The sequence below is a fragment of the Candidatus Pelagibacter sp. HIMB1746 genome (assembly GCF_052047555.1).
In the GTDB taxonomy this organism is placed as follows: Bacteria; Pseudomonadota; Alphaproteobacteria; order Pelagibacterales; family Pelagibacteraceae; genus Pelagibacter.
Map to the genome: position 1 here is coordinate 237,834 of NZ_JBNAJZ010000003.1, position 23,062 is coordinate 260,895.

At 30.0% G+C, this 23,062-nt stretch carries 28 protein-coding genes and 1 riboswitch; of the genes, 18 read left to right on the forward strand and 10 right to left on the reverse strand.

Annotated elements, in window-relative coordinates:
* Positions 1-4: 4 nt before the first annotated feature.
* Positions 5-925, forward strand: a complete 921-nt coding sequence (locus tag ACTTBM_RS05340; RefSeq protein ID WP_440635017.1) for an NAD(P)-dependent oxidoreductase — start codon at positions 5-7, stop codon at positions 923-925.
* On the opposite strand, the gene ACTTBM_RS05345 is transcribed toward ACTTBM_RS05340, so the two are convergent.
* Together ACTTBM_RS05345 and ACTTBM_RS05350 are read right to left on the reverse strand one after the other, a co-directional pair.
* The gene (locus tag ACTTBM_RS05345; protein ID WP_440635018.1) at positions 918-2,000 is read right to left on the reverse strand and encodes a Gfo/Idh/MocA family protein; all 1,083 of its coding nucleotides are present in this window, start codon (positions 1,998-2,000) and stop codon (positions 918-920) included. The genes ACTTBM_RS05340 and ACTTBM_RS05345 overlap by 8 nt on opposite strands.
* 31 nt (positions 2,001-2,031) lie before the next feature.
* A complete protein-coding gene (locus ACTTBM_RS05350) occupies positions 2,032-3,264 on the reverse strand; it encodes a cytochrome-c peroxidase (RefSeq protein WP_440635019.1) in 1,233 nt (410 codons plus the stop codon).
* Positions 3,265-3,369: 105 nt separating this feature from the next.
* On the opposite strand from ACTTBM_RS05350, the gene ACTTBM_RS05355 reads away from it, so the two are divergent.
* Positions 3,370-3,840 carry a tetratricopeptide repeat protein gene (locus ACTTBM_RS05355; RefSeq protein ID WP_440635020.1) on the forward strand — a complete coding sequence of 157 codons (471 nt, stop codon included), beginning with the start codon at positions 3,370-3,372 and terminating at the stop codon, positions 3,838-3,840.
* 40 nt (positions 3,841-3,880) lie between these two features.
* Here the strand turns inward: ACTTBM_RS05355 and ACTTBM_RS05360 are convergent, their stop codons facing one another.
* From ACTTBM_RS05360 to ACTTBM_RS05370, 3 genes are all read right to left on the reverse strand, one after another.
* Entirely contained in the window at positions 3,881-4,933 is a 1,053-nt protein-coding gene (locus tag ACTTBM_RS05360; protein WP_440635021.1) for a TRAP transporter substrate-binding protein, read from the reverse strand.
* Between the two features lie 86 nt (positions 4,934-5,019).
* On the reverse strand, positions 5,020-6,309 hold the full coding sequence (locus ACTTBM_RS05365) for a TRAP transporter large permease (protein ID WP_440635022.1): 1,290 nt from the start codon (positions 6,307-6,309) through the stop codon (positions 5,020-5,022).
* Positions 6,309-6,905, reverse strand: coding sequence for a TRAP transporter small permease (locus ACTTBM_RS05370; RefSeq protein WP_440635023.1), 597 nt, complete (start codon positions 6,903-6,905; stop codon positions 6,309-6,311). The genes ACTTBM_RS05365 and ACTTBM_RS05370 overlap by 1 nt, the downstream gene beginning before the upstream one ends.
* A 112-nt stretch (positions 6,906-7,017) precedes the next feature.
* Between ACTTBM_RS05370 and ACTTBM_RS05375 the strand changes: the two genes are divergently transcribed.
* Entirely contained in the window at positions 7,018-7,983 is a 966-nt protein-coding gene (locus tag ACTTBM_RS05375; protein WP_440635024.1) for a hydroxyacid dehydrogenase, read from the forward strand.
* Between the two features lie 42 nt (positions 7,984-8,025).
* Here ACTTBM_RS05375 and iolE read toward each other — a convergent pair whose 3' ends face one another.
* On the reverse strand, positions 8,026-8,928 hold the full coding sequence (gene iolE, locus ACTTBM_RS05380) for a myo-inosose-2 dehydratase (protein WP_440635025.1): 903 nt from the start codon (positions 8,926-8,928) through the stop codon (positions 8,026-8,028).
* Between the two features lie 129 nt (positions 8,929-9,057).
* Between iolE and iolG the strand changes: the two genes are divergently transcribed.
* The 3 genes from iolG to ACTTBM_RS05395 are packed head-to-tail and all read left to right on the forward strand — an operon-like array spanning position 9,058 to position 11,896.
* Positions 9,058-10,062, forward strand: a complete 1,005-nt coding sequence (gene iolG, locus ACTTBM_RS05385) for an inositol 2-dehydrogenase (RefSeq protein ID WP_440635026.1) — start codon at positions 9,058-9,060, stop codon at positions 10,060-10,062.
* On the forward strand, positions 10,062-10,916 hold the full coding sequence (locus ACTTBM_RS05390; RefSeq protein WP_440635027.1) for an SDR family oxidoreductase: 855 nt from the start codon (positions 10,062-10,064) through the stop codon (positions 10,914-10,916). The genes iolG and ACTTBM_RS05390 overlap by 1 nt, the downstream gene beginning before the upstream one ends.
* Before the next feature lie 17 nt (positions 10,917-10,933).
* Entirely contained in the window at positions 10,934-11,896 is a 963-nt protein-coding gene (locus tag ACTTBM_RS05395; protein ID WP_440635028.1) for an aldo/keto reductase, read from the forward strand.
* A 36-nt stretch (positions 11,897-11,932) separates the two neighbouring features.
* Here ACTTBM_RS05395 and ACTTBM_RS05400 read toward each other — a convergent pair whose 3' ends face one another.
* Positions 11,933-12,772, reverse strand: a complete 840-nt coding sequence (locus tag ACTTBM_RS05400; RefSeq protein ID WP_440635029.1) for a phytanoyl-CoA dioxygenase family protein — start codon at positions 12,770-12,772, stop codon at positions 11,933-11,935.
* A 33-nt stretch (positions 12,773-12,805) separates the two neighbouring features.
* On the opposite strand from ACTTBM_RS05400, the gene moaA reads away from it, so the two are divergent.
* Genes moaA through ACTTBM_RS05440 form a run of 8 tightly spaced genes read left to right on the forward strand, consistent with a single transcriptional unit; the run spans position 12,806 to position 17,224 of the window.
* Entirely contained in the window at positions 12,806-13,798 is a 993-nt protein-coding gene (gene moaA, locus ACTTBM_RS05405) for a GTP 3',8-cyclase MoaA (RefSeq protein ID WP_440635030.1), read from the forward strand.
* A gap of 1 nt (position 13,799) precedes the next feature.
* Complete coding sequence (gene moaC / locus ACTTBM_RS05410) at positions 13,800-14,345, forward strand: cyclic pyranopterin monophosphate synthase MoaC (RefSeq protein WP_440633963.1); 546 nt, start codon at positions 13,800-13,802, stop codon at positions 14,343-14,345.
* 5 nt (positions 14,346-14,350) lie between these two features.
* A complete protein-coding gene (locus ACTTBM_RS05415) occupies positions 14,351-14,620 on the forward strand; it encodes a molybdopterin biosynthesis protein MoeD (RefSeq protein ID WP_262589501.1) in 270 nt (89 codons plus the stop codon).
* On the forward strand, positions 14,620-15,072 hold the full coding sequence (locus ACTTBM_RS05420) for a molybdopterin synthase catalytic subunit (protein WP_440635031.1): 453 nt from the start codon (positions 14,620-14,622) through the stop codon (positions 15,070-15,072). The genes ACTTBM_RS05415 and ACTTBM_RS05420 overlap by 1 nt, the downstream gene beginning before the upstream one ends.
* Positions 15,059-15,964: a protein-methionine-sulfoxide reductase catalytic subunit MsrP gene (gene msrP / locus ACTTBM_RS05425; protein WP_075506535.1), complete on the forward strand. Its 906-nt coding sequence runs from the start codon at positions 15,059-15,061 to the stop codon at positions 15,962-15,964. The genes ACTTBM_RS05420 and msrP overlap by 14 nt, the downstream gene beginning before the upstream one ends.
* The gene (locus ACTTBM_RS05430; protein WP_440635032.1) at positions 15,964-16,548 is read left to right on the forward strand and encodes a sulfite oxidase heme-binding subunit YedZ; all 585 of its coding nucleotides are present in this window, start codon (positions 15,964-15,966) and stop codon (positions 16,546-16,548) included. The genes msrP and ACTTBM_RS05430 overlap by 1 nt, the downstream gene beginning before the upstream one ends.
* Complete coding sequence (locus ACTTBM_RS05435; protein WP_440635033.1) at positions 16,541-16,786, forward strand: DUF1244 domain-containing protein; 246 nt, start codon at positions 16,541-16,543, stop codon at positions 16,784-16,786. The genes ACTTBM_RS05430 and ACTTBM_RS05435 overlap by 8 nt, the downstream gene beginning before the upstream one ends.
* Positions 16,787-16,807: 21 nt before the next feature.
* Positions 16,808-17,224 (forward strand): YqaA family protein, encoded by a 417-nt coding sequence (locus ACTTBM_RS05440; protein WP_440635034.1) that lies wholly within the window; start codon positions 16,808-16,810, stop codon positions 17,222-17,224.
* Here the strand turns inward: ACTTBM_RS05440 and ACTTBM_RS05445 are convergent.
* Positions 17,205-17,705, reverse strand: coding sequence for a molybdenum cofactor synthesis domain-containing protein (locus ACTTBM_RS05445; RefSeq protein ID WP_440635035.1), 501 nt, complete (start codon positions 17,703-17,705; stop codon positions 17,205-17,207). The two genes, ACTTBM_RS05440 and ACTTBM_RS05445, sit on opposite strands and share 20 nt — an antisense overlap.
* 15 nt (positions 17,706-17,720) lie before the next feature.
* Here ACTTBM_RS05445 and ACTTBM_RS05450 point away from each other — a divergent pair, with 15 nt between their 5' ends.
* The 3 genes from ACTTBM_RS05450 to ACTTBM_RS05460 all read left to right on the forward strand — a co-directional run bounded on the left by ACTTBM_RS05450 (position 17,721) and on the right by ACTTBM_RS05460 (position 20,161).
* A complete protein-coding gene (locus ACTTBM_RS05450; protein WP_440635036.1) occupies positions 17,721-18,467 on the forward strand; it encodes a sulfite exporter TauE/SafE family protein in 747 nt (248 codons plus the stop codon).
* A gap of 36 nt (positions 18,468-18,503) precedes the next feature.
* Positions 18,504-19,094 carry a putative 2OG-Fe(II) oxygenase gene (locus ACTTBM_RS05455; RefSeq protein ID WP_440635037.1) on the forward strand — a complete coding sequence of 197 codons (591 nt, stop codon included), beginning with the start codon at positions 18,504-18,506 and terminating at the stop codon, positions 19,092-19,094.
* 91 nt (positions 19,095-19,185) lie between these two features.
* Positions 19,186-19,248: riboswitch (SAM riboswitch) on the forward strand.
* A 7-nt stretch (positions 19,249-19,255) separates the two neighbouring features.
* Entirely contained in the window at positions 19,256-20,161 is a 906-nt protein-coding gene (locus tag ACTTBM_RS05460; protein ID WP_440635038.1) for a homocysteine S-methyltransferase family protein, read from the forward strand.
* Here the strand turns inward: ACTTBM_RS05460 and ACTTBM_RS05465 are convergent.
* Entirely contained in the window at positions 20,154-21,035 is an 882-nt protein-coding gene (locus ACTTBM_RS05465; protein ID WP_075506527.1) for a DMT family transporter, read from the reverse strand. The genes ACTTBM_RS05460 and ACTTBM_RS05465 overlap by 8 nt on opposite strands.
* Positions 21,032-21,514, reverse strand: a complete 483-nt coding sequence (locus tag ACTTBM_RS05470) for a YbaK/EbsC family protein (RefSeq protein WP_440635039.1) — start codon at positions 21,512-21,514, stop codon at positions 21,032-21,034. The genes ACTTBM_RS05465 and ACTTBM_RS05470 overlap by 4 nt, the downstream gene beginning before the upstream one ends.
* Before the next feature lie 140 nt (positions 21,515-21,654).
* Here ACTTBM_RS05470 and glnA point away from each other — a divergent pair, with 140 nt between their 5' ends.
* Positions 21,655-23,061 carry a type I glutamate--ammonia ligase gene (gene glnA / locus ACTTBM_RS05475; protein WP_440635040.1) on the forward strand — a complete coding sequence of 469 codons (1,407 nt, stop codon included), beginning with the start codon at positions 21,655-21,657 and terminating at the stop codon, positions 23,059-23,061.
* Position 23,062 lies beyond the last annotated feature (1 nt).

Here is a 23,062-nt window from a genome sequence, read left to right on the forward strand (position 1 = left end):
AATTATGAAAATTTTAATAACTGAATTTATTAATCAAAACAGTTTAGACGAGTTAAATAATACTTTTGAAATCAAATTTGATGAAAATCTTTGGGAAAAAAAAGAAGAACTTAAAGAAATTATTAAAGATTATGATGGTTTAATTGTTAGAAATAAAACTCAAGTAAATAAAGATATTTTATCTAACGCTAATAATTTAAAATTTATAGGAAGATTGGGTGTTGGTTTAGACAACATTGATACTGAATTTTGTAAAACCAAAAATATCCATGTCCAACCTGCAACTGGTATGAATGCAGATTCTGTAGCTGAGTATGTGATTTCATCCTCGATGTCTTTGATAAAAAAAATTCCTATGTTTCATCATGGAACGATCAAAGGTGATTGGCCTAGAACAACTATTAAATCATCTGAAATAAATGGAAAGTCTATTGGAATAGTGGGTTTTGGTACCATCGGCAGAAAAGTTGCTGACTATAGTTTGAAAAATAGACTGAATGTTTTGGCTTATGATCCTTATATTAAAAAATTAGAAGATAATGAAAAAAATTATAAATTATCTACATTGGAAGATGTATTTAAAAATGCAGATATTATTTCTTTACATTTACCATTAACAGAAGAGACTAAAAATTTAATCAACAAGTCTTCATTCTCTAAAATGCAAAAACAGCCAATTATAATCAATACTTCTAGAGGTAGTGTTGTAAATGAGAATGATCTTCTAGATGCTTATGATCAAAATCTAATTTCAGGATTTGCATTAGATGTGTTTGAAAATGAACCTATTAAAAAAGATTTATACGAAAGAATTACATCTGAAATGAATTGTATTTTAACTCCTCATATTTCAGGTGTTACTACAGAGTCAAATATTAGAGTTAGCAATTTTATAGTTAAAAAGGCAATTGATTTTTTTAAGTAATTATCTCGTTTAACTTAACTACTCTTCCAAGTTTAATTGATGTCTCAGCAGCTTCTCCAACAGCAACTGCAATTAATCCATCATTCAAAGATACCTCTGGCTTTAATCTGTTTTTTACTGCATTTATAAAGGCTAAATGTTCATAATAAGTTGACCCATGATGATGTCCTGCTTCAAGTATTTTTGGATCTACACTAACACTTTCTTGTTTTGTTTTTCCATCTCTCATACCAATTCTTACATCGGAAGTAGTTTTCCCAGATTCGTTTGAAGGAACTGAAGTTTCAATTTTACCAATATTTCCTGTTGCGGTTAACTCTTCTTGCATTTCAGAATTTTCAGCAAACATACAAAGCTCAAGCATACTTCTTGAGCCGTTCTCAAAATTAACAATTACATAAGCATTATCAATAATATCTGGTTTTTTCCCATCATATTCCTCATCTAAATGATTTACATCTTGTCCACCACTCGCATAAACACTTACGGGCTCACTCTTAACAATAAAACGCATCAAATCAAAAAAATGACAACACTTTTCAACTAAAGTTCCTCCGGTATTTTTTTCAAATCTGTTCCAGTCATTTACTTTTTTTAGGAAAGGAAATCTGTGTTCTCTTATTGTTAATGTTTTTAGATCACCAATTGTTTTGTTGTGAATTTCTTTAATAAATTTTGAAACAGGAGGCATGTACCTATATTCCATTGCAGTCCAAAATACTGATGGGTAATCTTTAGTAAGTTTTTCTATTTCTAAACAATCTTTTGTCTTAGTACACAAAGGTTTTTCAACCAATATGTGTTTCTTGGTTTGAATTACATCTTTTAAAATTTGAATATGAGTAAAATTAGGAGATGAGATTATATATACATCGACTAAATTTTCTTTAATCAAATCTTGATGATTTTTAAAGCAAACAACTTCTGATTTAAGTAATTCTTGACACTGTTTCAAAGACTCTTCGTGAGGATCTGAAAGAGCAACTACTTCAGCTTCATCTATTAGAGATAAATTTAGGATATGTTCTCGAGCCATCGTGCCAGCTCCAATTATTCCATATTTAATTTTTTCCATATTTATTATCTATCAGTTTAATTAAATAAATTTAATCAATTGTTAATCCACTTGGTACTTTTTCTGGTTTACCTAGTGGTCTTTGGTTTCCACTTTTTCCAGTTAGAGATTGTAGAAAAGAAACTAATTGATCAATTTCTTTTTCATTTAAATCTATCGGCTTGATATCTATACTTGAAATAACTCTATCCTGTTCTCTTTTGTCAGAAAAAGTCACAAAATCTATTTGTTCTAACCATGGAGCCTTTGGTAAATTTGCATATTGAGGTTTCCAATTTTTATTCATAGTTACTGGATTTAAGTGATGTTTAATTATACCCTTAAGTGTTGGATAAGCACCATTATGACCATAAGGTGCCGTTAAAGAAACATTTCTTAGAGCGGGTGTTTTAAATTTATACATGTCATCCACATCATCTGTTTCAACCATTCTTCCAACATCACGTGCGTAAGGATCAAATGGTCTGGTTCTGCCTGGTCCAAATTGTGGAATACCTATTGAGTGAAATTTTTGATCAGACAATAAAGACCCTGAATGACATGAGCTACAATTAGCTTTGCCATAAAATAAATTCATACCTGCAATCTGATTTTGATTTAAAGCTGATTTATTTCCGTTTAAATATTCATCAAATGGAGAGTCAAAAGATGTCCATTCATGAATTTCAAAAGCTGCAATTGAGTTTACTATATGTGTAATATTTATGTCTAAAGCATTATCCACATCATCAAAAGCATATTTAAACATCTCAACATATTCAGGAACTCCTCTTATTCTATGAGTAATCACAGGCCAAACTCTATCAATTCTCATACTGTCTTTACCAACTTTTGAAACCAGTCCTATAATTTCATTTTCACCTGGATTTCCAGCCATTTCGAATTGTCTTGTCATTGGAAATAAAGCTTGTACCGCTACTATATTATCAAGACCTTTTGGAAGCAGTTCTTGTGCTGGGGTATTAAAACCATTTCCAAATATATCAGATTTAGTCACTCTTCCATCGTGAAGTAATGTGGTAATATCTTTAAATCCTAAATTCCATAATGCTAAAGCATTTCTTGGAATACGTTTTTTAATTTTATCATCCCCTGATCCAGCTGTTCTTTCTAATCCAATACCGTCTCCTCCTTCACCAATACCTAATGAAAGTCCATCAGACCCTCCTAGATCATGGCTATGACAAGTTGCACATGCAATATTACGATTGGCAGATAAAATTTTATCATGAAATAAAAGTCTTCCTATTTTAACCTTTTCCATATCAACTTTATGAAAATCATTACTTGTTAAAGGTTTTGGTAATTCAATTGAATATGTTTTGTTTGCTGAAATTAAAAATGGAATTATAAATATTAATATTTTTATATGTTGAGATACTTTTTTATAATTTTTTTTATTCCATCTATAGTTTTTGCAGAAATTGAAAATGCTAGAGACTTGATGGAAGCTGGAAAATTTCAAGAAGCTATGGAAGAACTGATGCCAGCTGCCAAATCTGGGAACGCTGATGCTGAAGAGCTTATTGGAATAATGTATGCAATGGGTCTTGGAGTTGAGCAAGACGATGTTAGAGCTTTTGAATGGTATCTTAGATCTTCGATGAAAGGTCATCCTGGTGCTCAATCGGGTGTTGGGTGGTATTATGAAATCGGTAGAGGACTTCCTGCCCCTGATCTTGTTAGAGCTTACATGTGGTATGGTTTGTCTGCTATTGGAGGCGATCCTGATGCTGCGATTTCTCAAGAAGAAGTTGTTAAAAAAATGACTCCTGAACAAATTGAAAAAGCGCATATACTTATTAAAGATTACAAAGCTTGGATTTATCCGTTTAGGTAATGAGGCGAATAATTAAATCCGCCCCATCATTAAATTAAGATTATAAGTCTTTGTCGTATGCACTTGATGCTTTTTTCTCAGCATCAGCAACTGCACTTGTTAAAGCGTCAAAGATTTGTCCTCCACCTTTAACATTTGACTTAAACCAATCATAAACTGGACTAGCAGCTTTTTTGAAACTAGCTTTTTGTGCTGGAGTTGGAACATATAAATCTCCACCGCCTGCTACAAAGTCTTCATACGCTTTGATTGATTTTCTTTTTGGAGATGCAAATGTAGCTTGTTGCAATGCATAAAATCCATCCGTAATAACTTTCTTAAGTTCTTTTGGCATAGATTGATATTTTGCATTGTTCATCCACCAAAGTGCTCCCATGTATGCATGACCGTCTAAAGTGACATATTTTAGACCTGCATCTGGAAACTTCATATTCATAATGTCAGTTATTCCATTTTTAGAACCTTCAACTACACCTGTCTGAAAAGATGTAAATAATTCTGGCCATGGAATAGGAGTTGGTGAAGCACCTAAAGCTCTTACAAGCTCTTGAGGTAAGTCAGCTACAACAGTTCTGATTTTTAGACCTTTCATGTCTGATGGTTCTGCAACTCTTCTTTTAGTGTTAGCAAAATTTCTCCATCCACCAGTGTTTCCGATAGTCATTAATCTTATTGTATCGCCTGAATCTTTAAGAGCCATTTGTCTCATAGTTCTCACAAAATCACCTTGCATAACATCTTCAGCAATTCTGTCGTCTGCCATTAGATATGGTAAATCTAAAACTTGAACATATGGGAATACACCAGCTGCTCCTCCAGAAGTAGAAATGTAAACGTCGATGCTTCCATCAGAAACACCTTGTAAACATTCTGCTCCTTTAGAACATAACTGTGTACCTACAAAAAGTTCTACTGATATTTTTCCATTTGATGCTGCTTCTACATAGTTTTTAAATACTACTGCACCATCATAGTCTTCATCTTGATCATTGGAGTTCATTGTCATCCTTAAATTGTAATCAGCAGCTGAAACAGAAGCTGTAAAACTAATTAAGAATAGTAATGAAAAAAATGATTTAATTAATTTACTCATTATTTTTTCCCTCTCTTTAAATATATATTTAAGTATAGAAACTATACCTAAATTGAACCTCTGTGTCTATTATCTAAAAATTAAAATTATTTTGCAAAACCTGTAAGTAAAGGAATAGTCATTGAGATTGATGGGAAGTACGTAATTAAAAATATTACAATTGCTTCTACTGCTAAAAATGGCAATATTGCTTTTGATATAGTTTCAACTCTTTCACCAGAAACTGAGGATGCAACAAATAAAACTAAACCCATTGGTGGTGTTGCTAAACCAACAGTTAAGTTAACTGACATAATAATTGCAAAATGAACTGGATGTACACCTAATTCTACAAACACTGGTCCAAGTATTGGTCCTAAAATAATTATTGCAGGACCAGCATCTAAAAACATTCCAACAATAAATAGTAAAATATTAATCAGAAATAATAAAATATAAGGATTGTCAGTTAATCCTAAAACAAATTCAGCAAGATGTTCTGGTGCATGAGATAAGCTAACAACTGTTTTAAAAGCCATTGCAGCACCAACCAAAAGTAATACTACAGATGAAACCATTGCAGCTTTTGTCATAACCTTTGGTACGTCTTTCCACTCTAAAGATTTTAAAACAAATAAACCAATAAACATTGCATAAGCAGCTGCAACTGCAGATGCTTCAGTTGGAGTAAAAATTCCTCCAAGTATACCTCCTAGAATTATAACAGGAGTCATCAATGGGAAAAAAGCTTTCAAAGAAGCTTTTCCTCTTTGTCTCCATGTTGTCTTTTTTGTTACTGCAGGAAAATTATATCTTTTAGCCATAAACTTGATTGTAACCATCAAACTAACACCAACTAAAATTCCAGGAATAATACCTGCTAGGAATAAGGCAGCTACACTCTCTCCCATAACATATGCATAAATAATCATTATTCCTGAAGGTGGAATAATTGGACCAATTACAGAACTCGCTGCTGTAATTGCTGCTGAAAATTTTTTAGTATACCCTTGCTTCTCCATTGCAGGAATTAACATTGAACCAATTGCAGAAGTATCTGCAACTGCAGATCCAGATAGGCCAGCAAAAAGCATTGAAGTTAAGACGTTAACATGTGCCAAACCACCTTTTAAATGCCCCATCATCGCCTGGCTAAATTCTACTAATCTTTGAGTAATTCCTCCCCTATTCATTAGCTCGCCAGCTAACATAAAAAAAGGAATTGCCATTAAAGGAAAGCTATCAATACCATTGTAAATATTTCTATAAAGCATTGCTCCATCTCTAGATTGATCATTCAGCCAAAGTAAAATTCCAGGAGCAGCCAACAATCCAAAAAATACTGGTAATCCAATTAACAAAAATAATAAAAATAAAGGGAGAAACCAAATCAACATTATTGTGTCTCCAATTTTTGTTTATCTAAATCTTCAGGTAATTCTAATTTTGTAAAATTACTTAAAAAATTTCTTAAAATTAACTCTATGTTTACTGAAATCAAAAAAACAATTCCAACAGGTAACGACATATACATCCAGGCTAATTTTATTGGCTCTGCTTTGCCGCCAATTAAATTAAATGGAATTTTGATTGAAGCTGAATTAAATATCCATCCAGCATTAATGTGTTTCAAACCTAATTCAAGTCCAATGATCAAAACAAATAAAGATATGATCAATAAAAATAAGGTTAAAAAAGTTGATATGATTTTAGGTAAAAATCTTTCCAGCATATCAATTGAGACAAAACCACCCCACCTATAAGCTGAAGGAGCAATTAACCCTGTCATCCATAGCATTAAAAATCTCGCAACTTCATCAGGCCAAGGTAATGCGTTGTTGAGAACATATCTAAAAAAAACCTGGATCATAATTACGACAACCATTAAAAAAATTGCGATCCATGCAAATTGTCTTCCAATTCTTAGAAAAAAAGTATTTATCTTTTCAAGAAAGTTAAAAATGCAAAGTAGAGTTTTTATAGTTAAATTCACAACTAAATTTATTTTAATAAGAAAATAATTACAACTTTTTAAAAAACTATTTTACATTGTTAGATATTTTTCGTATTAGAAAAGCCTTCAACAGAAAAGCTTAAATAAAATTATGAGTAATAAAAAGAAAATTCTAGTTATCCAAAAAGTTCATGATAAAGGCATGGAATTAATTAATGACCATCCAGATTTTGATGTAGAGGTAACTGACGATGTTTCAGTAGAAAACTTAAAGGCAAAAATAAAAGATTGTGATGGTGCTTCAATTAGAATAGCAAAACTACCAGGCGAGGTAATTAACGAAGCCAAAAATCTTAAAATAATATCTAGACATGGAGTTGGCTACGATAATATTGATTTAAAAACAGCTAAAGAAAGAGATATCAAAATTGCTATTACAGCTAATGCAAATGCAGTTACAGTTGCAGAGCATGTTATGTTTGTCTTGCTAAATATTGCAAAAAGAAGAGAGCTTTATCATACAACAGTTAAAGAAGGTAATTTTAAAGATAGAAATAAATTACCTAAAACTATTGAAGTATGGAAAAAAAATTTCCTAATAATGGGATTTGGTAGAATAGGTAAAGCACTTATTAAAAGATGTTTGGGATTTGAAATGAATGTTTTTGTCTACGATCCATTTGTAGATAAAGACACAATAGAGAAGCTTGGTGGAAAAAAAATTGATAATCTTGAAGAGGCAGTAAAAACAATGGATGTAATATCTTTACATATGCCTTTAACAGAAAAAACAGAAAATCTTATTAATTATGATTTACTTAAAACGATGAAGAAAAACTGCATCATCATCAATGCCGCTAGAGGTGGAATTATTCATGAGGAAGATCTTGATAAGGCTTTAAATGAAGATTTAATATTTGGAGCAGGAATTGATGTATTTAAACAAGAGCCACCAGAAAATGATAATCCTCTTTTAAAGAATGAAAAAGTTTATTTAAGTCCACATACAGCAGCATTTACTGATGAATGTATGACAAGAATGGGTGTAGAAACAATTCAAAATATAATTGATTATTTCGATGATACATTGGAAAAATCAAAAATTGTAAGACTGTAGTAAGAAATTAATCTTAAAGTTTAAGTTTATTTTTATTGAAAGTTAACTTTTATAAATCTCAATACCACTAAGATTCAAAGTTTCAGTTAAATACTTGTAACCTATTTTTGCATATTCAAATGGATTTGCTTTTACAGGATCTTGTTCTGCCTCTACTACTAACCATCCAGAATAATTTTTTTCTTTCAACACATCAAATAAAGGCTTGTAATCAATACATCCATCACCTGGAACTGTAAATGCACCCTCTAAAAATGCTCCTCTAAAACTTAAGTCTTCTTTTAAAGATTTTTCTAAAACATTTTTTCTAATGTCCTTACAATGCATATGAATTAATCTTTCGCTAAAGTCATTTAATATTTTTAACGAGTCTCCCTGAGCAAACAACATATGACCAGTATCTAATGTTAGTTTTACACTATCATGAGTGTTCTCAAGTAGTCTTACTGTATCTTGTTCAGTCTCTATTACTGTGCCCATATGATGGTGATAAGCAAGTGGCATACCTTCGTCTTCAAGATATTTTCCCATTTCTGAAATTTTTTCATAATATTTTTTAGACTCTTCAAGATCCATTTGAGGTCTTGTAGATAATTTTCGATTTGGATCTCCTTGAATTGAACCAGACACCTCAGCAAAAACCATACAAGGTGAATTACAATCTTTAAAAAGTTTTAACTGATCTTGAATAACTTTTTTTTCTTCATTTACACTATTTGTTCTTAAATTAGCTCCATACCAACCTGAGCAAAGATTCAGATTAAATTCATTTAGTTTAGGAATTAATTCCTCTGATTTTTTTGGAAATTTACCACCAGATTCAATTCCAATAAATCCTGCTTGATTAGCTTCAGACAAACATTGTTCTAAAGGAGTATCACCACCCAATTCAGGCATATCATCATTGCTCCAAGCAATTGGTGCTATTCCTAATTTTACTGACATACAAAATTTATTTAAAAGTTAGATAGTTTTTTAAATGATGATTTTATGTGCATCAAGAAAATTATATTTTTAATTTATTATTAAAAAATTGTTTCTTGATTTTGTTTTTTAATTCTGTTCTATATCCTTATGATTAACTTTTCTTTAATGGGAGCAGGACGAATTGGAAAAATGCATGCTAAATTTATAGCAGCACATCCAAAAGCAAAATTAAAATATGTATATGATGTTAACTCTCAATTTAATGAAGAAGTAGCAAAATCAACAGGGTGCTCAATTGCGTCATCACCAGAAGAAGCAATTAATACTGATGATGTAGATGCTGTCCTTATAGCGTCTGCAACACCAACTCATACTCAATTTATTACAATGGCAGCAAAAGCAGGAAAGGCAATTTTTTGTGAAAAGCCAATTGATTTAGATATTAATAAAGTAAATGAATGTATGGAAAACATTAAAGGAACAAATGTTCCTATTCAAATAGGCTTTAATAGAAGATTTGATGCTAGTCACTCAAAAGCTCAACAAGCAAGAGTAAAAAAAGAAATTGGCGAATTAGAAATGGTTATTATTACAAGTAGAGACCCTGAGCCTCCAGGTATTGAATATTTAAAAGCTGCTGGAGGATTTTTTAGAGATTGTACTATCCATGATTTCGATTTAACCAGATTCATTTTGGGAGATGATGATCCTGTAGTTCAAATATCTGCATTTGGAGGTGCTTTGTTCGATAAAAATTCACAACAAGTAAAAGATCAAGATACCGCAATGTTTATCTTAAAATCAAAAAAAGGAGTTTTGATTCATATTAATAACTCCAGAAGAGCGGTTTACGGATATGATCAGAGAGTTGAAGTATTTGGAAGCAAAGGAATGGTTATTTCAAATAATCAAACCCCAACTTCTTTAGAAAGGTACACGAGTGCATCTACAAACGAAAAGGAACCAATACATTTCTTTTTTATTGAGAGATATGAACAAGCTTATCGAGATCAATTTAATGAATTTATAAAAAGCGTTGAAAATAAAACAAAGCCATTGGTTGGATTTGAAGATGGCAGAAACGCTTTAATAATAGCTAATGCAGCATATGAGTCGTTTGAAAGTGGTAAAGTAATAGATATAAAATTCTAATGTCCAATAAATATATATCTGAACAATCTAATCAATTTAAAAATAAAATTATAATTGTAACTGGAAGTACTCAAGGAAGTGGAGCTGAGACTGCAAAATTACTAGCCAGCAGAGGTGCTAAAGGAATAACTATCTGTGGAAGAAATAATGAGAAAGGAAATAAAGTAAAATCTGAAATAGAAAGTATAGGCGCAGAATGCTTATACGTTCAAGCAGATTTAGAAAAACTTGAAGATTGTAAAAAAATAGTTTCTGAGACTGATAAAAAATTTAATACTGTAGATAGTTTTATCAATGTTGCTGCTTTTACGGAAAGAGGAACGATCTTAAGCACAACAGAAGAAAATTATGACAAAAATTTTAATGTAAATGTGAAAGCTCCACTTTTTATGATGCAAGACGTTATAAAAATAATGATTAGAGACAAGAAAAAAGGAACTATTGCTCATATTTTGTCAATGGCTGGATATAGTGGTATGCCTTTCTTAACTGCTTACAGTTCTTCTAAAGCGGCATTAGCAGTAATGATTAAAAATGTTGCAAATTCAGTTTCTGGTCATCAAATAAGAGTGAATGGTGTAAATTTAGGATGGACAGATACACCAGCAGAAACAGTGATTCAAAAAAAATTTCATAACGCAGATGATGATTGGCTGAAAAAAGCTGAGTCAAAAGTTCCTTTTAAAAGATTAAACAAACCTTTGGATGTTGCTAAGATCTTAGCTTTCTTGTGCTCAGATGAGTCAGGAATTATGACAGGAAGTATTGTTGACTTTGACCAAACAGTTGCGGGATGGCACTCATATTCAGCATATGATACAAAGATTTTAGATGATAGTATTTTAGGAGAATAAGATTAATAAATTTTTTTATGAAAAAAAATAAAATCAAAGATACAGGTGTAGAAGTTACAGAGTTAAGTTTTGGAACATCTTCTTTAGGAAGCATGCCAGATACTTATGGCTATGAAGTGCCAGAACAAAGAGCTCAAGAAATGTTAAAAAGATTTTTTCAAGGTCCAGTAAATGTGCTTGATACCTCAAGAAACTATGCAATGGGAGAAAGTGAAAAAAGAATTGGTAAAGCAATAAAAGAAAATGGTGGTTGGCCAGAAAATTTTGTCTTATCAACTAAAATCGATAGAAATATGGATACTCTAGTTCTTGATAAGAAAAGAACAAGAGAATCTATTGAAGAAAGTTTAAAAACTTTAAATGTAGACTCTGTTGATATTTTATTTCTCCATGATCCAGAGTACGTAAAAGATATAAATGACATTACCAAAAAAGATGGGGCAATGGATGAGTTGTTTAAAATTAAAGAAGAAGGTTTAGCGAAAGCAGTGGGTCTTGCTATGGGAAAAATAGATATAATGTTTCCTATGTTAAAAAAATGGGACTTTGATGTTATGATAAATCATAACAGATACACTTTATTAAACAGGGAAGCAGACGAGATGTACAGTTATGCTCATAGCAAAAATATATCTATATTTAATGCTGCTCCTTATGCAGGTGGTGTTTTAGCAAAAGGACCAAGTAAATTTAAAAAAATAACTTATCAAGACGCTAGTGAAGAAAAACTTGCACCAGCAAGAGAAATAGAAAAAGTATGTAAAAAATATAATGTTGAAATGGGAGCAGCAGCTTTACAGTTTTCTATGAAAGATAAAAGAATTACATCTACTATTTGTGGAGTTACTAGTGTTAACAGTATTGAAAAAACCCTTGCTTGGGCTGAAACAGATATACCGGAAGAATTTTGGAATGAAGTTTTGAAACTGCCCTACTCAACAAAAGATCCAGAGTCTGAGAGAATATTCACACCAGGTTAAATTATAAAAAAATTAAAATATCTGCAAACTTTATACTTAATTAGAATTAAGTTCATAAAGAGTTGGAAACATTTTACCGTTTAAATTATCTCCATTTTTATATCCATTGGCTTCCATTATAGCTCTTTCTTCTCTAGCCCAATCACCTCTATAAATTATTTTTGAATTTTCTTTTGCCATTCTAAGTGTAAATCTATTTATATCTGATTTTGGAGTAGTTTCGTGCAAAGCTCCATGCAAAGTCCTAATATCAAAATATACACAATCTCCTACTTCTAAATCCCATTCTAAAAACTCATAATTTTCTTTATTAGAAATTATATCTGGGGTTAATTCGTACTTAACACCATTCACAACTCCTTCCGCTCCATCAACTTTATGACCGTCTTTAAAACGAGTTCTTAGAAATAATTTATCCCACAAATGAGAGCCTTTTATCCAAGCAATAGAGTCTTCTTTTCTTACTCGTTCAAGAGGTATCCACAAAACACACATGGAACCTTCAAAATCAAAATAAGAAATATCATGATGAAATGGTGGTTTAGATGTAGAGCCAGCTTCTCTAAAAAACCAATTATCCATTACTAAATTAATCTGCTTTGCATCTAATAATTCAGAGGCAATTTTAGCTGTAGGTGAATTAAAAACAAAATTCTCAAATTCTTTATGTAAGTTCCATGTCCAAAAATCCTCTAAATAACAAGGTAAATTTGGATCTGTGGTATGATTAGTAAACCTGGGGCTTGGATTGTTTTTTGCTTTATTTATTCCAGATCTTAAAAGCTCAATCCATTTTATATCAAATTTATTTCTTAAAAATACCGCTCCATCTCTTTTAAATAGTTTGATCTCATTATCATTTAAAATTTGACTCATAGATTATTTAAGAAATAATACTCAATATATCATATGAATATTCTCAAAGATAGTTTTGGGCGGAGGTTTCCATACATAAGATTGTCAATATCTGATGTGTGTAATTTTAAATGTGGCTACTGTTTACCTAATGGTTATAAAATTGATAAAAGTGATAACAGAACCTTTATCACTAAAGAAGAAATTGGAAGACTTGCAAAAGCTTTATCAGAATTAGGTGTATCTAAAATAAGATTAACTGGAGGAGAACCTACAGTTAGAAAAGATTTTTTGGATATAATTAAAATAATTAAAAAAAATTCAGGTATTAAAAAAACTGTAATTACTACTAATGGATATCACTTAAATAGAATTGCAGATGATTTAAATAAGAGTGATCTTGATGGTATAAATATAAGTATTGATAGTCTTGATCCAAAGACTTTTAGAAAAATTACTGGACATGATAGATTAAATGAAATTTTAGAAGGGATTAAAAAATTACAAAAACTAAATTTTAAAAATATTAAAGTTAATGCAGTCCTTCTTAAAGGCATTAATGATAAAGAAGAAGATTTTAAAAGTTGGGCTAATTTTATAAAAAATAATCAAATTGATTTTAGATATATAGAATTAATGCAAACTGGAGATAATTTAGATTATTTTAATCAGTATCATGTGTCTGCAAATAAATTTACAGATTATTTAAATAATAATAATTGGGTGATTCAAACATTTGGTAAAGATGCTGGCCCTTCAAAGAATTATATAAATCCTGAATACAAAGGAAAATTTGGTGTTATTGCACCCTACTCAAAAGATTTTTGTAAGAGTTGTAATAGACTAAGAATAACTGCCAAGGGTGATTTAAGATTGTGTTTATTTGGAAATACTGGAATAAATATTAGACACTTGATGCAAAGAGATGACCAAACTGAAGAACTGAAAGATTTAATTTTGAAACAATTAAATTATAAAAAAGAATCTCACTATTTAGAAATAGGAGAAACAGGATTAACAAAAAATCTATCAACAACAGGTGGATAAGATGAAAAATTTAAAGATTGTAACTAACAACGATTTAAAAAACTGGGCAAAAGAAATTTTTAAAAAAAATTCATTTAAAATGATTGATGTTTCTGAAAAAAAAGAAACATTCCGTAGAGCTTTGGCATCAGGAAAAATTTATGTTGGCAAAGAGGTATTTGAACTTATTAAAAGTAAAAAGATGCCTAAGGGTGATCCAATTACTTTAGCTGAAGTTTCGGCAGTATTAGGTGTTAAAAAAACAAGTGAATTAATACCTTTGTGTCATCCTCTTCCAATAGATCATACGGCTACTAAAATCATAATGAATGAAGAAGATAGTTCACTAGAAGTATACTGTGTGGTTTCCACATATGCCAAAACAGGTGTAGAGATGGAAGCAATAATGGGTGTAAATACAGCTCTGATTACAATTTACGATTTAAGCAAAATTGTAAATCCTCATCTAAAAATAGATAATGTAAAATTATTAATTAAAGAAGGTGGAAAAACTGGATTATGGAAAAATCCAGATGGAATTCCGAATTTTTTAAAAGATTTTTTCTAAACTTTATGAAAGTTAAAATTGAGTTGTTTGGTGCTGCTAGAGATTTTAATGACCAAAATTTATTAGAACTAGATCTGGGTCAAAAAACAACAATAAAGGATATAAGGAATAAAATAATTCAATATGTAGATCAGAAATTTAATGGAAATGAAAATTATATAAAAATCATTAACTCTTCAGCTTTTTGTTCAGAAAAAAATAATATCGTTAGCGACAATTATAAAATCACAAACAATGAAAAAATTGGTATTATTCCTCCAATTGGAGGAGGCTAATGCTTCATACTGACATTGTAGATAGTAAAGTTAAAAAATTATCATTAATTGATGCTGAAGAATTTATAGCATCTAATGATTTTGGAGCTTCATTAATTTTTAGTGGGACAGTTCGTAATCAAAATAATAATAAAAGTGTTTTAGGTATTACATATGACAGTCATGATGCTTTGGTAATAAAAAGTTTTGAAGAAATTTATAGTGAGGCTGAAGAAAAACTAAATATAAAGAATAAGAGTGTTTTTATTGAACATGCCAAAGGTTACTTAAATTTAGGTGAAATTAGTATTATTATAGCAGTTGCATGCAAACATAGAGATGAGGCTTATGTATTATCACGATATATAATAGAAGAAATTAAAAAAAGGTCTCCTATATGGAAAAAAGAACATTACACAAATAATCAAAGTGATTGGTTAAAAGGAAATCCTATTATTCATGAAAAAAATTAAGTATTCAGAAATAACACCAGAGAAAATTTATAAAAATAGAAGATCTTTTGTTAAATCTCTTGGATATGGAGCAAGTTCTTTAGCTTTAGCCACAATTCCTTTTGCAAGTCAATCTCAAGCTGATGATAGGAATGAACTTACAAGTTTTAAAGATATAACAACTTATAATAATTATTATGAGTTCGGTACTTCAAAGAGTGATCCTTATGTTAATTCACAAAATTTTAAAACATCACCATGGACAATAAGTATAGAGGGTGAAGTTGAAAAACCTATCAAAATTTCTATGGAAGAAATAACCGAAACATTTACCTCTGAAGAAAGAATATATAGATTAAGATGTGTAGAAGGATGGTCAATGGTAATTCCATGGATGGGTTTTTCGTTAAGTAAATTATTGTCAAAAGTAAACCCAACTAGCAAAGCAAAGTATATTGAATTTGAAAGTGTTTATGATCCTGAACAAATGAAAGGTCAAAGATATCCAGTTTTGAACTGGCCTTATAAAGAAGGATTAAGAATAGATGAAGCAATGCATCCTTTAACTACGGTTGTAACAGGTTTGTATGGTAAAAAACTTCCAAATCAAAATGGAGCGCCTCTGAGAATATTTATCCCTTGGAAGTATGGCTTCAAGAGTGCAAAAGCAATTGTTAAGATTAAATTTGTAGAAAAAATGCCGACTTCTTCATGGATGTGGGCATCTCCACGAGAATATGGATTTTACTCTAATGTTAATCCCAATGTAGATCATCCTAGATGGTCTCAAGCAACAGAAAGAATAATTGGTAAAGATATTTGGGTGCCAAGAGTAAAAACACTTATGTTCAATGGTTATGGAGATGAAGTCGCAAATTTATACACAGGGATGGATCTAAAAAAATATTTTTAATGAGAAAATATTTTAAACCAGGTGTATTTATTTTAAGCACAATTCCGTTTTTATTAATTTTTTATAAAATATACTTCAATAAACTTGGGCCAGAACCTGTAAAAGAAATTACTCATTTTACTGGAGAGTGGACTTTAATATTTATCTGTTTAACCTTAAGTATGACACCATTTAAAAGGCTAACTAATTTAAATATTTGGATAAGTTTTAGAAGAATGTTGGGATTGTTTGTATTTTTTTATGCATCTCTTCACCTGCTTACTTACATAGGTATAGATTATAGATTTAATTTACAGCCAATACTTGATGATGTTCTGAAAAAAAAATACATCTTTATTGGATTTGCGGCATGGGTATTACTGCTTCCATTGGCAATTACATCTTCTCAAATGATGATGAAGTTATTAAAAAATAATTGGAAAAAATTACACAGATTAATTTATGTAATAGCGATATTTGGAGCTCTTCATTATATATGGTTATCTAAAACAATTTTTTTTAGACCACTAGTATATTTGGCAATAATACTTGTTTTACTTGCTCTAAGAATTAAAATTAAAAATAGGAATATAAATTATGGATGACAATCTAAAAAAAGAAATTCAATCAGCTACACTTGAAAGATTAATAAAACATCTAGATGAGAGAAAAGACGTTCAAAATATTGATTTAATGAATTTAGCAGGATTTTGCAGAAATTGTTTGTCTAGATGGTACAGAGAAGAAGCTGAAAAAAAAGGAGTAGAAATATCAGATCCTGATGCAAGGCAACATATTTATGGAATGCCCTACTCTGAATGGAAAGAAAAATACCAAAAATAACTTTCTACTCAATTCAAGTTAATGTTTGTTTATTTAAGTCTATTTATTATTTCGTTTTTAGCGGCAACTATACTTCCTTTTTCATCAGAGGCTATATTGGCAACTTATCTATTATCAGAAACTTATAATAAATTTTTGTTAATATTTTTTGCAAGTTTTGGAAATATTTTAGGATCTATCTTCAATTGGTTTTTGGGAATTTATTTACTTAAATTTCAAAATAAAAAATGGTTTCCATTTAGTAGAACACAAATTGATAGGTCGTCTAAGTGGTTTAAAAAGTATGGTAAATGGTCTTTGTTATTTGCCTGGGTACCAATTATTGGTGATCCACTTACTTTTGTCGCTGGAACGATGAGAATTAAATTTTTAATTTTTTTATTGCTTGTGAGTTTTGGAAAAATAATGAGATATTTTTTTATTTCTCTTTTAGTCTAGGAAATAATTCAACAAAATTACAAGGTTTATGATTAATATCTAATTGATGTTTAAGAATACCATCCCAAGCATCTGTTACTCCTCCTGAGGATCCTGGTAAAGCAAATATATATTTACCATTTGATAGAACTGCGCAAGCTCTGGATTGAATTGAAGACGTACCAACTGTTTTTAAACTAATAGTTCTAAAAACTTCGCCAAATCCTGGAATATGTTTATCTGCTATTTCATCAACAGCCTCAGGTGTAATATCTCTTCCAGTTAAACCTGTACCACCAGTTGTAATGATAACATCAATATCTTTATGACTAGTCCAATCTTTTAAAATTTTAACTATATCTGCTTTATTGTCTTTACAAATTTTTCTATCAATTAATTGATGATTGGCCTCTTTAATTTTTTCAACCAAGATCGCACCAGATTTATCGTTATCAATTGTTCTTGTATCTGTTACAGTTAGTAAAGCTATATTTACAATCATAAATAAATTTTTTTAATGATTATACTTACAATATTTTTTTTTATAACTGCAATATTATATTCAAGTATAGGATTTGGTGGTGGCTCCACTTATCTTGCTTTACTTTTAATTTGGGATATCCCTTACTATATTTTTCCAATTTTAGCTTTGATTTGTAATATTATTGTAGTTTCTGGAAATTCTATAAATTTTTTAAAATCAAAGAATATTAATTTTAATTTACTTTATCCTTATTTAATTGGTTCTATACCTCTTGCTTTTATAGGAGCATCGATCTCTATTGACAAAAATTTATTTGAAATTTTACTTTTCTTTATTTTAATATTAGCTGGAATTTTTTTACTTATTGAAAGCAAATCTTTTAACAAACAAGAAATTGTTATTAAAAAAATACCCCTAGTTTTATCAATATTAATAGGATCAATAATTGGTTTTATATCTGGTTTGGTTGGAATTGGTGGTGGGATATTTTTAAGTCCTATTTTATTTTTGATGAAAGCAGGATTTCCAAGGCATATAACAAGTACTGCATCTTTATTTATTTTAGTAAATTCAATTTTTGGTATAGGTGGACAATTAACAAAGGATATAGTCTTCGACGAATTTTTAAATTACTGGCCACTATTTATTGCTGTCTTAATTGGTGGCCAAATTGGAAGTTTTTTAAATATAAAATTCTTGTCTAACAAAATATTAGCTCTAATGACTGCATGTCTAGTAATTTTTGTTGCTATAAGAATGGGCATAACACTTATAGCATAAGTTGAATTAATTATTTTTTGATATATTTAATCTCTCATGAAAAATTTTAAACCATTTGGGCCTTCAATAGGAAAATCTAAAATTTCTAAAAAATTTTTAGAAAAACTTAACAAGGAAGTTGATACAAAAATCTTCTCAAAATCAAATGATTATAGTTCAAAATTAGCAAGTCAAATTAGAAAAGAAGTTCAAATTTCTAAAAGTTTTATAAAAAAAAATTTAGAAAAAGAATTAATAAAAAATATTAAAATTTTTCTAACTAAAGAACATATTAAAAAAATTAAAGAAATTAGAATTTTAAACCTGTGGGTCGTTAGCCAATATAAAAATGAGTATAATCCTATACATTATCATGAAGGCGACTTATCGGGTGTTGGTTATTTAAAAATTCCAAAACATATGACAAAAAATAAAAATGTTAAAAATAAAAAAATAAAAACCAATGGAACAATTGATTTTATAAATGGGCAAAAAGCTTTTCTTTCAAAAAGTATTTTTAATTTGATACCAAAAACAGGCGATCTTTTAATATTTCCCAATTACTTAATGCATACAGCATACCCATTTAATATTGAGCAAGAAAGAAGATCATTTTCTTTCAATGCTAAAATAATTTTTAATAAATAATTTACAAATTTTAATAATATTATATAAATCTAATTGCCGATTTGATCCTATTGCGGGCATAAACTGCTAAAATGGAAATTCCCAATAGATCTAATTAGCAAGGTAGTTGAACTATATTGTGCACCTGCATGTAGCTTAAGCACTAAAAAAGTGAGGATAAGATGGATAAAAATTTTTTTAAAACAACAAAAATTTTAGATGGTGGAATGGGTCAAGAATTATTGGCTAGAGGTATGGAACCCAAAGGAACTTTGTGGAGTGCAAATGCTTTAATTGAGGAAAAATACCACGACTTAATACTTAATATTCATAATGATTTTATTAAATCTGGAGCTGATGTAATTGTAACTACAACTTTTACAACGAGAAGAAAAAGATTGAGAGAAAATGGAATAGAAGATCAGTTTAAATTCTTAAATCAGAAAGCCTGTGAAATTGCACAAAAAGCTAAATTAAATAATCCACACATTAAGATTGCAGGAGGACTCCCGCCTCAAGATTTGACATATGAAGAAGACAAGAGAAGTGAAAAAGAAATCACAAAAGATCATTTGGAATTAGCACAAATACTAAACCCCTCAGTAGATTTTTTCTATTTTGATGTTTGGAGTAGTATCAAAGAAATTAGATGTGGAATAGAAGCTATTAAGAAATTTAATAAACCCTACTTAGTTGGGGTTCATATTTCTGAAGGAAACTCTTTACCAAGTGGAGAAAAAATTTCTGAAATTAATTCAATAATTACTGAAAATTGCCTAGGAGTAATTCTAGCATGTGTTTCGCCTGAAAATTATGAGAATAATTTAGATGAAATTCAAAAACTTAAAGTTCCATTTGGTTTCAAATTAAATGGATTTATCACAACTAAACCAAAAGGTGGTTATACTTCTCAGTATAAAGAAAATGATGGATCCAACCCCAATAGTTTTTTAGGTCAAAGAAAAGATTTAGATCCTGAAAAAATATCAAATTTTGCAAAAAAATTTAAAGAAAATGGAGCCACTATTCTTGGAGGATGTTGTGAAACTCGGCCTTCACATATAGAGGCAATAAAAAACATTATTTAAATTTTGTACCTTTTCTTACAAAATAGATACCTATAATAACTGCTATCAATGAAATTATAACTTTCGTTGTTATTAATTCTTTTAAAAAGATATAACTTAAAATGGTACCAAATATTGGAATTAAATAAGATACTTGAGATTGAAAAATTAAACCATTGTTAATTAAAATTCTAAATCTCAATAACCAAGCAATTCCAGTAGATACCAACCCAAGATAAATAACTGAAATAGTAGAATCTAATCTTGGTACAGTTTTCCAAGGTTGTTCAATCAAACATACTAAAGGTAATAATATAATAGTAGCCCAAATCAAAATTGAACTGGTTACATTTTCATTTTTTTTCTTACTTATTTTTAATGTTAAAAGACCTCCAATTACATAACAAGTAGCACCTAACAAAATTAATAATGCTGAAGTAAAGTTATTTTCATTAATTAATAAATTATCTGAAAATAAATAAACTATTCCTGAAAATCCAATTAGAACTCCTGTTGTTCTAATTAAATTAAATTTTTCATTTTTGGTGTAAAAATGTCCTAGTACTACTGAGCTAAGTGAAGTTGATGACATTAAAATTGCTGCTAAGTTACTTTGAACAGATTTAACTCCATATGCTATTAAAAAAAATGGAGCTACTAAATTTATAAACCCAATCATTGCAAACCAATACCAATCTTTTGAAAATGCCTCGATTTTAATTTCTTTGTAAAAGCAAAGTAGTAGAACTGGAATTGAACCAAAAAAAACTCTTAGAAATGCAATTGTAACAGGACCAAATGAATAGGTTGCAATTTTAATATTAAAAAAAGCAGATGCCCAAATTAATGCTAGCAACGTTAATAAACTATAATCAATTAGTTTTGGTTCTCTCATTCAATAATATCTTCTGGTGTTCCGTTTGTTATTTCAACTAACTTATTATAATTTATTTTGAAAACAGCATTTGGATGTCCAGCTGCTCCAAATATATCTGGGAAACTCTCAAGACTTTTATCAATAAAGATTTTGCATCTCTTCAAGTGCCCTACTGGAGACACTCCACCAATTGTATATCCAGTATTTTCTTTAACGTCTTCAGGAGATGCCATAGACACGTCTTTTTCATTGAGAATTTTTTTTAATTTATTTAATGAGCAACGCTTGTCTCCAGATACCAAGCTTAATATATAGTTGTCACCTGCCCTAAAAAGTAAACTTTTAACAATAGCACCAACATTGCAACCCAAAGCTGTAGCAGCATCATTGGCTGTTCTTGCTGTTTTTTCTAAGACGATAACATTTAAATTTTGATCGAATGTTTTAAGAGCTTTTTCTGCCCTTTTTACCGGTTCTTTATTTAGTATTGATTCCATTGAATTTATAAAATTCCCTAATTTGATTGAGTAGATACACTACTTATGTAAAAAATGCATAGGTGTTATTTATTAAATAAGCATTATTTTTTAACTTTTTTTTGTTAATTAGGCTCCATCAAAATTACATAGGAGACAAAATGAGTGCAGAAAACGTTTTAAAATTTATTAAAGAAAAAGAAGCAGAATTTGTAGATCTAAGATTTACTGATCCAAGAGGAAAACTTCAACATTTAACTATGGATGCATCAATAGTAGATGCTGACATGCTTAATGAAGGAGTGTTTTTTGATGGTTCATCTATTGCTGGATGGAAAGCAATTAACGAATCTGACATGATTTTAAAACCTGATACTGCAAGAATGTTCATGGATCCTTTCACGTCTCATAATACTGTAGTTTTGTTCTGTGATATTTTAGATGCAATCAAAAAAGATCCTTACGAAAGAGATCCAAGAGGAGTTGCAAAAAAAGCAGAGGAATATTTAAAAGCATCAGGTATTGGTGATAAAGCGTTTTTTGGACCTGAGCCAGAATTTTTTGTTTTTGATGATGTAAGAATTAAAAATGATATGAATGAAAGTGGATTTAAAATAGATAGTAAAGAAGGTCCATATAATTCAGGTAAAGAATATGAAAATGGAAATATGGGTCATAGACCTCAAATTAAAGGGGGTTATTTCCCTGTGCCACCTGTTGATAGTGAGCAAGATATGCGTGGTGAATATTTAAAAAATTTAAAAGAAGTTGGTATCAAAGTTGAAAAACATCACCATGAAGTTGCTCCAAGTCAACACGAACTTGGTATGTATTTTGGAACTTTAGTTGACCAAGCAGATAATGTTCAGCTTTATAAGTATGTAGTTCAAATGGTAACACATTCATTTGGAAAAACTGCAACCTTCATGCCAAAACCAGTTGCAGGTGATAATGGTTCAGGTATGCATATTCACCAATCTATTTGGAAAGGTGATACTCCTGTATTTTCAGGTGAAGCATATGCAGGACTTTCAGAAACTGCATTACACTATATTGGTGGAATTTTAAAGCATGCTAAAGCGATTAATGCTTTTGCTAACTCTACAACAAATAGTTACAAAAGATTAATCCCTGGTTTTGAAGCTCCAGTATTATTAGCTTACTCTGCAAGAAACAGATCCGCATCATGTAGAATTCCAATTACCCTAAGTAAAAAAGGTGCAAGATGTGAAATTAGGTTTCCAGATGCAGCAGGTAATCCTTACCTAACGTTTGCAGCAATGCTAATGGCTGGTATTGATGGAATTAAAAATAAAATACACCCAGGTGAGTCTTTTGATAAAGATTTATATGAATTGCCACCAGAAGAAGTAAAAGCTATACCAACCGTTTGTGGATCTTTAAGAGAAGCAATGGAAAGTTTAGATAAGGATAGAGAGTTTTTAACTCAAGGTGGTGTATTTACTGACGACCAAATCGATGCTTATATAGCTCTTAAGTTTGAGGAAATTCATAAATTTGAACACGCACCTCATCCTGTAGAGTTTGAGATGTATTACAGTAGTTAAT

Excerpts from the sequence above, each read along its gene's own strand:
- ACTTBM_RS05340 (WP_440635017.1), top strand. The coding sequence starts at position 5 with ATGAAAATTTTAATAACTGAATTTATTAATCAAAACAGTTTAGACGAG.
- ACTTBM_RS05345 (WP_440635018.1), bottom strand. The coding sequence starts at position 2,000 with ATGGAAAAAATTAAATATGGAATAATTGGAGCTGGCACGATGGCTCGA.
- ACTTBM_RS05350 (WP_440635019.1), bottom strand. The coding sequence starts at position 3,264 with ATGGAAAAGGTTAAAATAGGAAGACTTTTATTTCATGATAAAATTTTA.
- ACTTBM_RS05355 (WP_440635020.1), top strand. The coding sequence starts at position 3,370 with ATGTTGAGATACTTTTTTATAATTTTTTTTATTCCATCTATAGTTTTT.
- ACTTBM_RS05360 (WP_440635021.1), bottom strand. The coding sequence starts at position 4,933 with ATGAGTAAATTAATTAAATCATTTTTTTCATTACTATTCTTAATTAGT.
- ACTTBM_RS05365 (WP_440635022.1), bottom strand. The coding sequence starts at position 6,309 with ATGTTGATTTGGTTTCTCCCTTTATTTTTATTATTTTTGTTAATTGGA.
- ACTTBM_RS05375 (WP_440635024.1), top strand. The coding sequence starts at position 7,018 with ATGAGTAATAAAAAGAAAATTCTAGTTATCCAAAAAGTTCATGATAAA.
- iolE (WP_440635025.1), bottom strand. The coding sequence starts at position 8,928 with ATGTCAGTAAAATTAGGAATAGCACCAATTGCTTGGAGCAATGATGAT.
- iolG (WP_440635026.1), top strand. The coding sequence starts at position 9,058 with ATGATTAACTTTTCTTTAATGGGAGCAGGACGAATTGGAAAAATGCAT.
- ACTTBM_RS05390 (WP_440635027.1), top strand. The coding sequence starts at position 10,062 with ATGTCCAATAAATATATATCTGAACAATCTAATCAATTTAAAAATAAA.
- ACTTBM_RS05395 (WP_440635028.1), top strand. The coding sequence starts at position 10,934 with ATGAAAAAAAATAAAATCAAAGATACAGGTGTAGAAGTTACAGAGTTA.
- ACTTBM_RS05400 (WP_440635029.1), bottom strand. The coding sequence starts at position 12,772 with ATGAGTCAAATTTTAAATGATAATGAGATCAAACTATTTAAAAGAGAT.
- moaA (WP_440635030.1), top strand. The coding sequence starts at position 12,806 with ATGAATATTCTCAAAGATAGTTTTGGGCGGAGGTTTCCATACATAAGA.
- moaC (WP_440633963.1), top strand. The coding sequence starts at position 13,800 with ATGAAAAATTTAAAGATTGTAACTAACAACGATTTAAAAAACTGGGCA.
- ACTTBM_RS05415 (WP_262589501.1), top strand. The coding sequence starts at position 14,351 with ATGAAAGTTAAAATTGAGTTGTTTGGTGCTGCTAGAGATTTTAATGAC.
- ACTTBM_RS05420 (WP_440635031.1), top strand. The coding sequence starts at position 14,620 with ATGCTTCATACTGACATTGTAGATAGTAAAGTTAAAAAATTATCATTA.
- msrP (WP_075506535.1), top strand. The coding sequence starts at position 15,059 with ATGAAAAAAATTAAGTATTCAGAAATAACACCAGAGAAAATTTATAAA.
- ACTTBM_RS05430 (WP_440635032.1), top strand. The coding sequence starts at position 15,964 with ATGAGAAAATATTTTAAACCAGGTGTATTTATTTTAAGCACAATTCCG.
- ACTTBM_RS05435 (WP_440635033.1), top strand. The coding sequence starts at position 16,541 with ATGGATGACAATCTAAAAAAAGAAATTCAATCAGCTACACTTGAAAGA.
- ACTTBM_RS05440 (WP_440635034.1), top strand. The coding sequence starts at position 16,808 with ATGTTTGTTTATTTAAGTCTATTTATTATTTCGTTTTTAGCGGCAACT.
- ACTTBM_RS05445 (WP_440635035.1), bottom strand. The coding sequence starts at position 17,705 with ATGATTGTAAATATAGCTTTACTAACTGTAACAGATACAAGAACAATT.
- ACTTBM_RS05450 (WP_440635036.1), top strand. The coding sequence starts at position 17,721 with ATGATTATACTTACAATATTTTTTTTTATAACTGCAATATTATATTCA.
- ACTTBM_RS05455 (WP_440635037.1), top strand. The coding sequence starts at position 18,504 with ATGAAAAATTTTAAACCATTTGGGCCTTCAATAGGAAAATCTAAAATT.
- ACTTBM_RS05460 (WP_440635038.1), top strand. The coding sequence starts at position 19,256 with ATGGATAAAAATTTTTTTAAAACAACAAAAATTTTAGATGGTGGAATG.
- ACTTBM_RS05465 (WP_075506527.1), bottom strand. The coding sequence starts at position 21,035 with ATGAGAGAACCAAAACTAATTGATTATAGTTTATTAACGTTGCTAGCA.
- ACTTBM_RS05470 (WP_440635039.1), bottom strand. The coding sequence starts at position 21,514 with ATGGAATCAATACTAAATAAAGAACCGGTAAAAAGGGCAGAAAAAGCT.
- glnA (WP_440635040.1), top strand. The coding sequence starts at position 21,655 with ATGAGTGCAGAAAACGTTTTAAAATTTATTAAAGAAAAAGAAGCAGAA.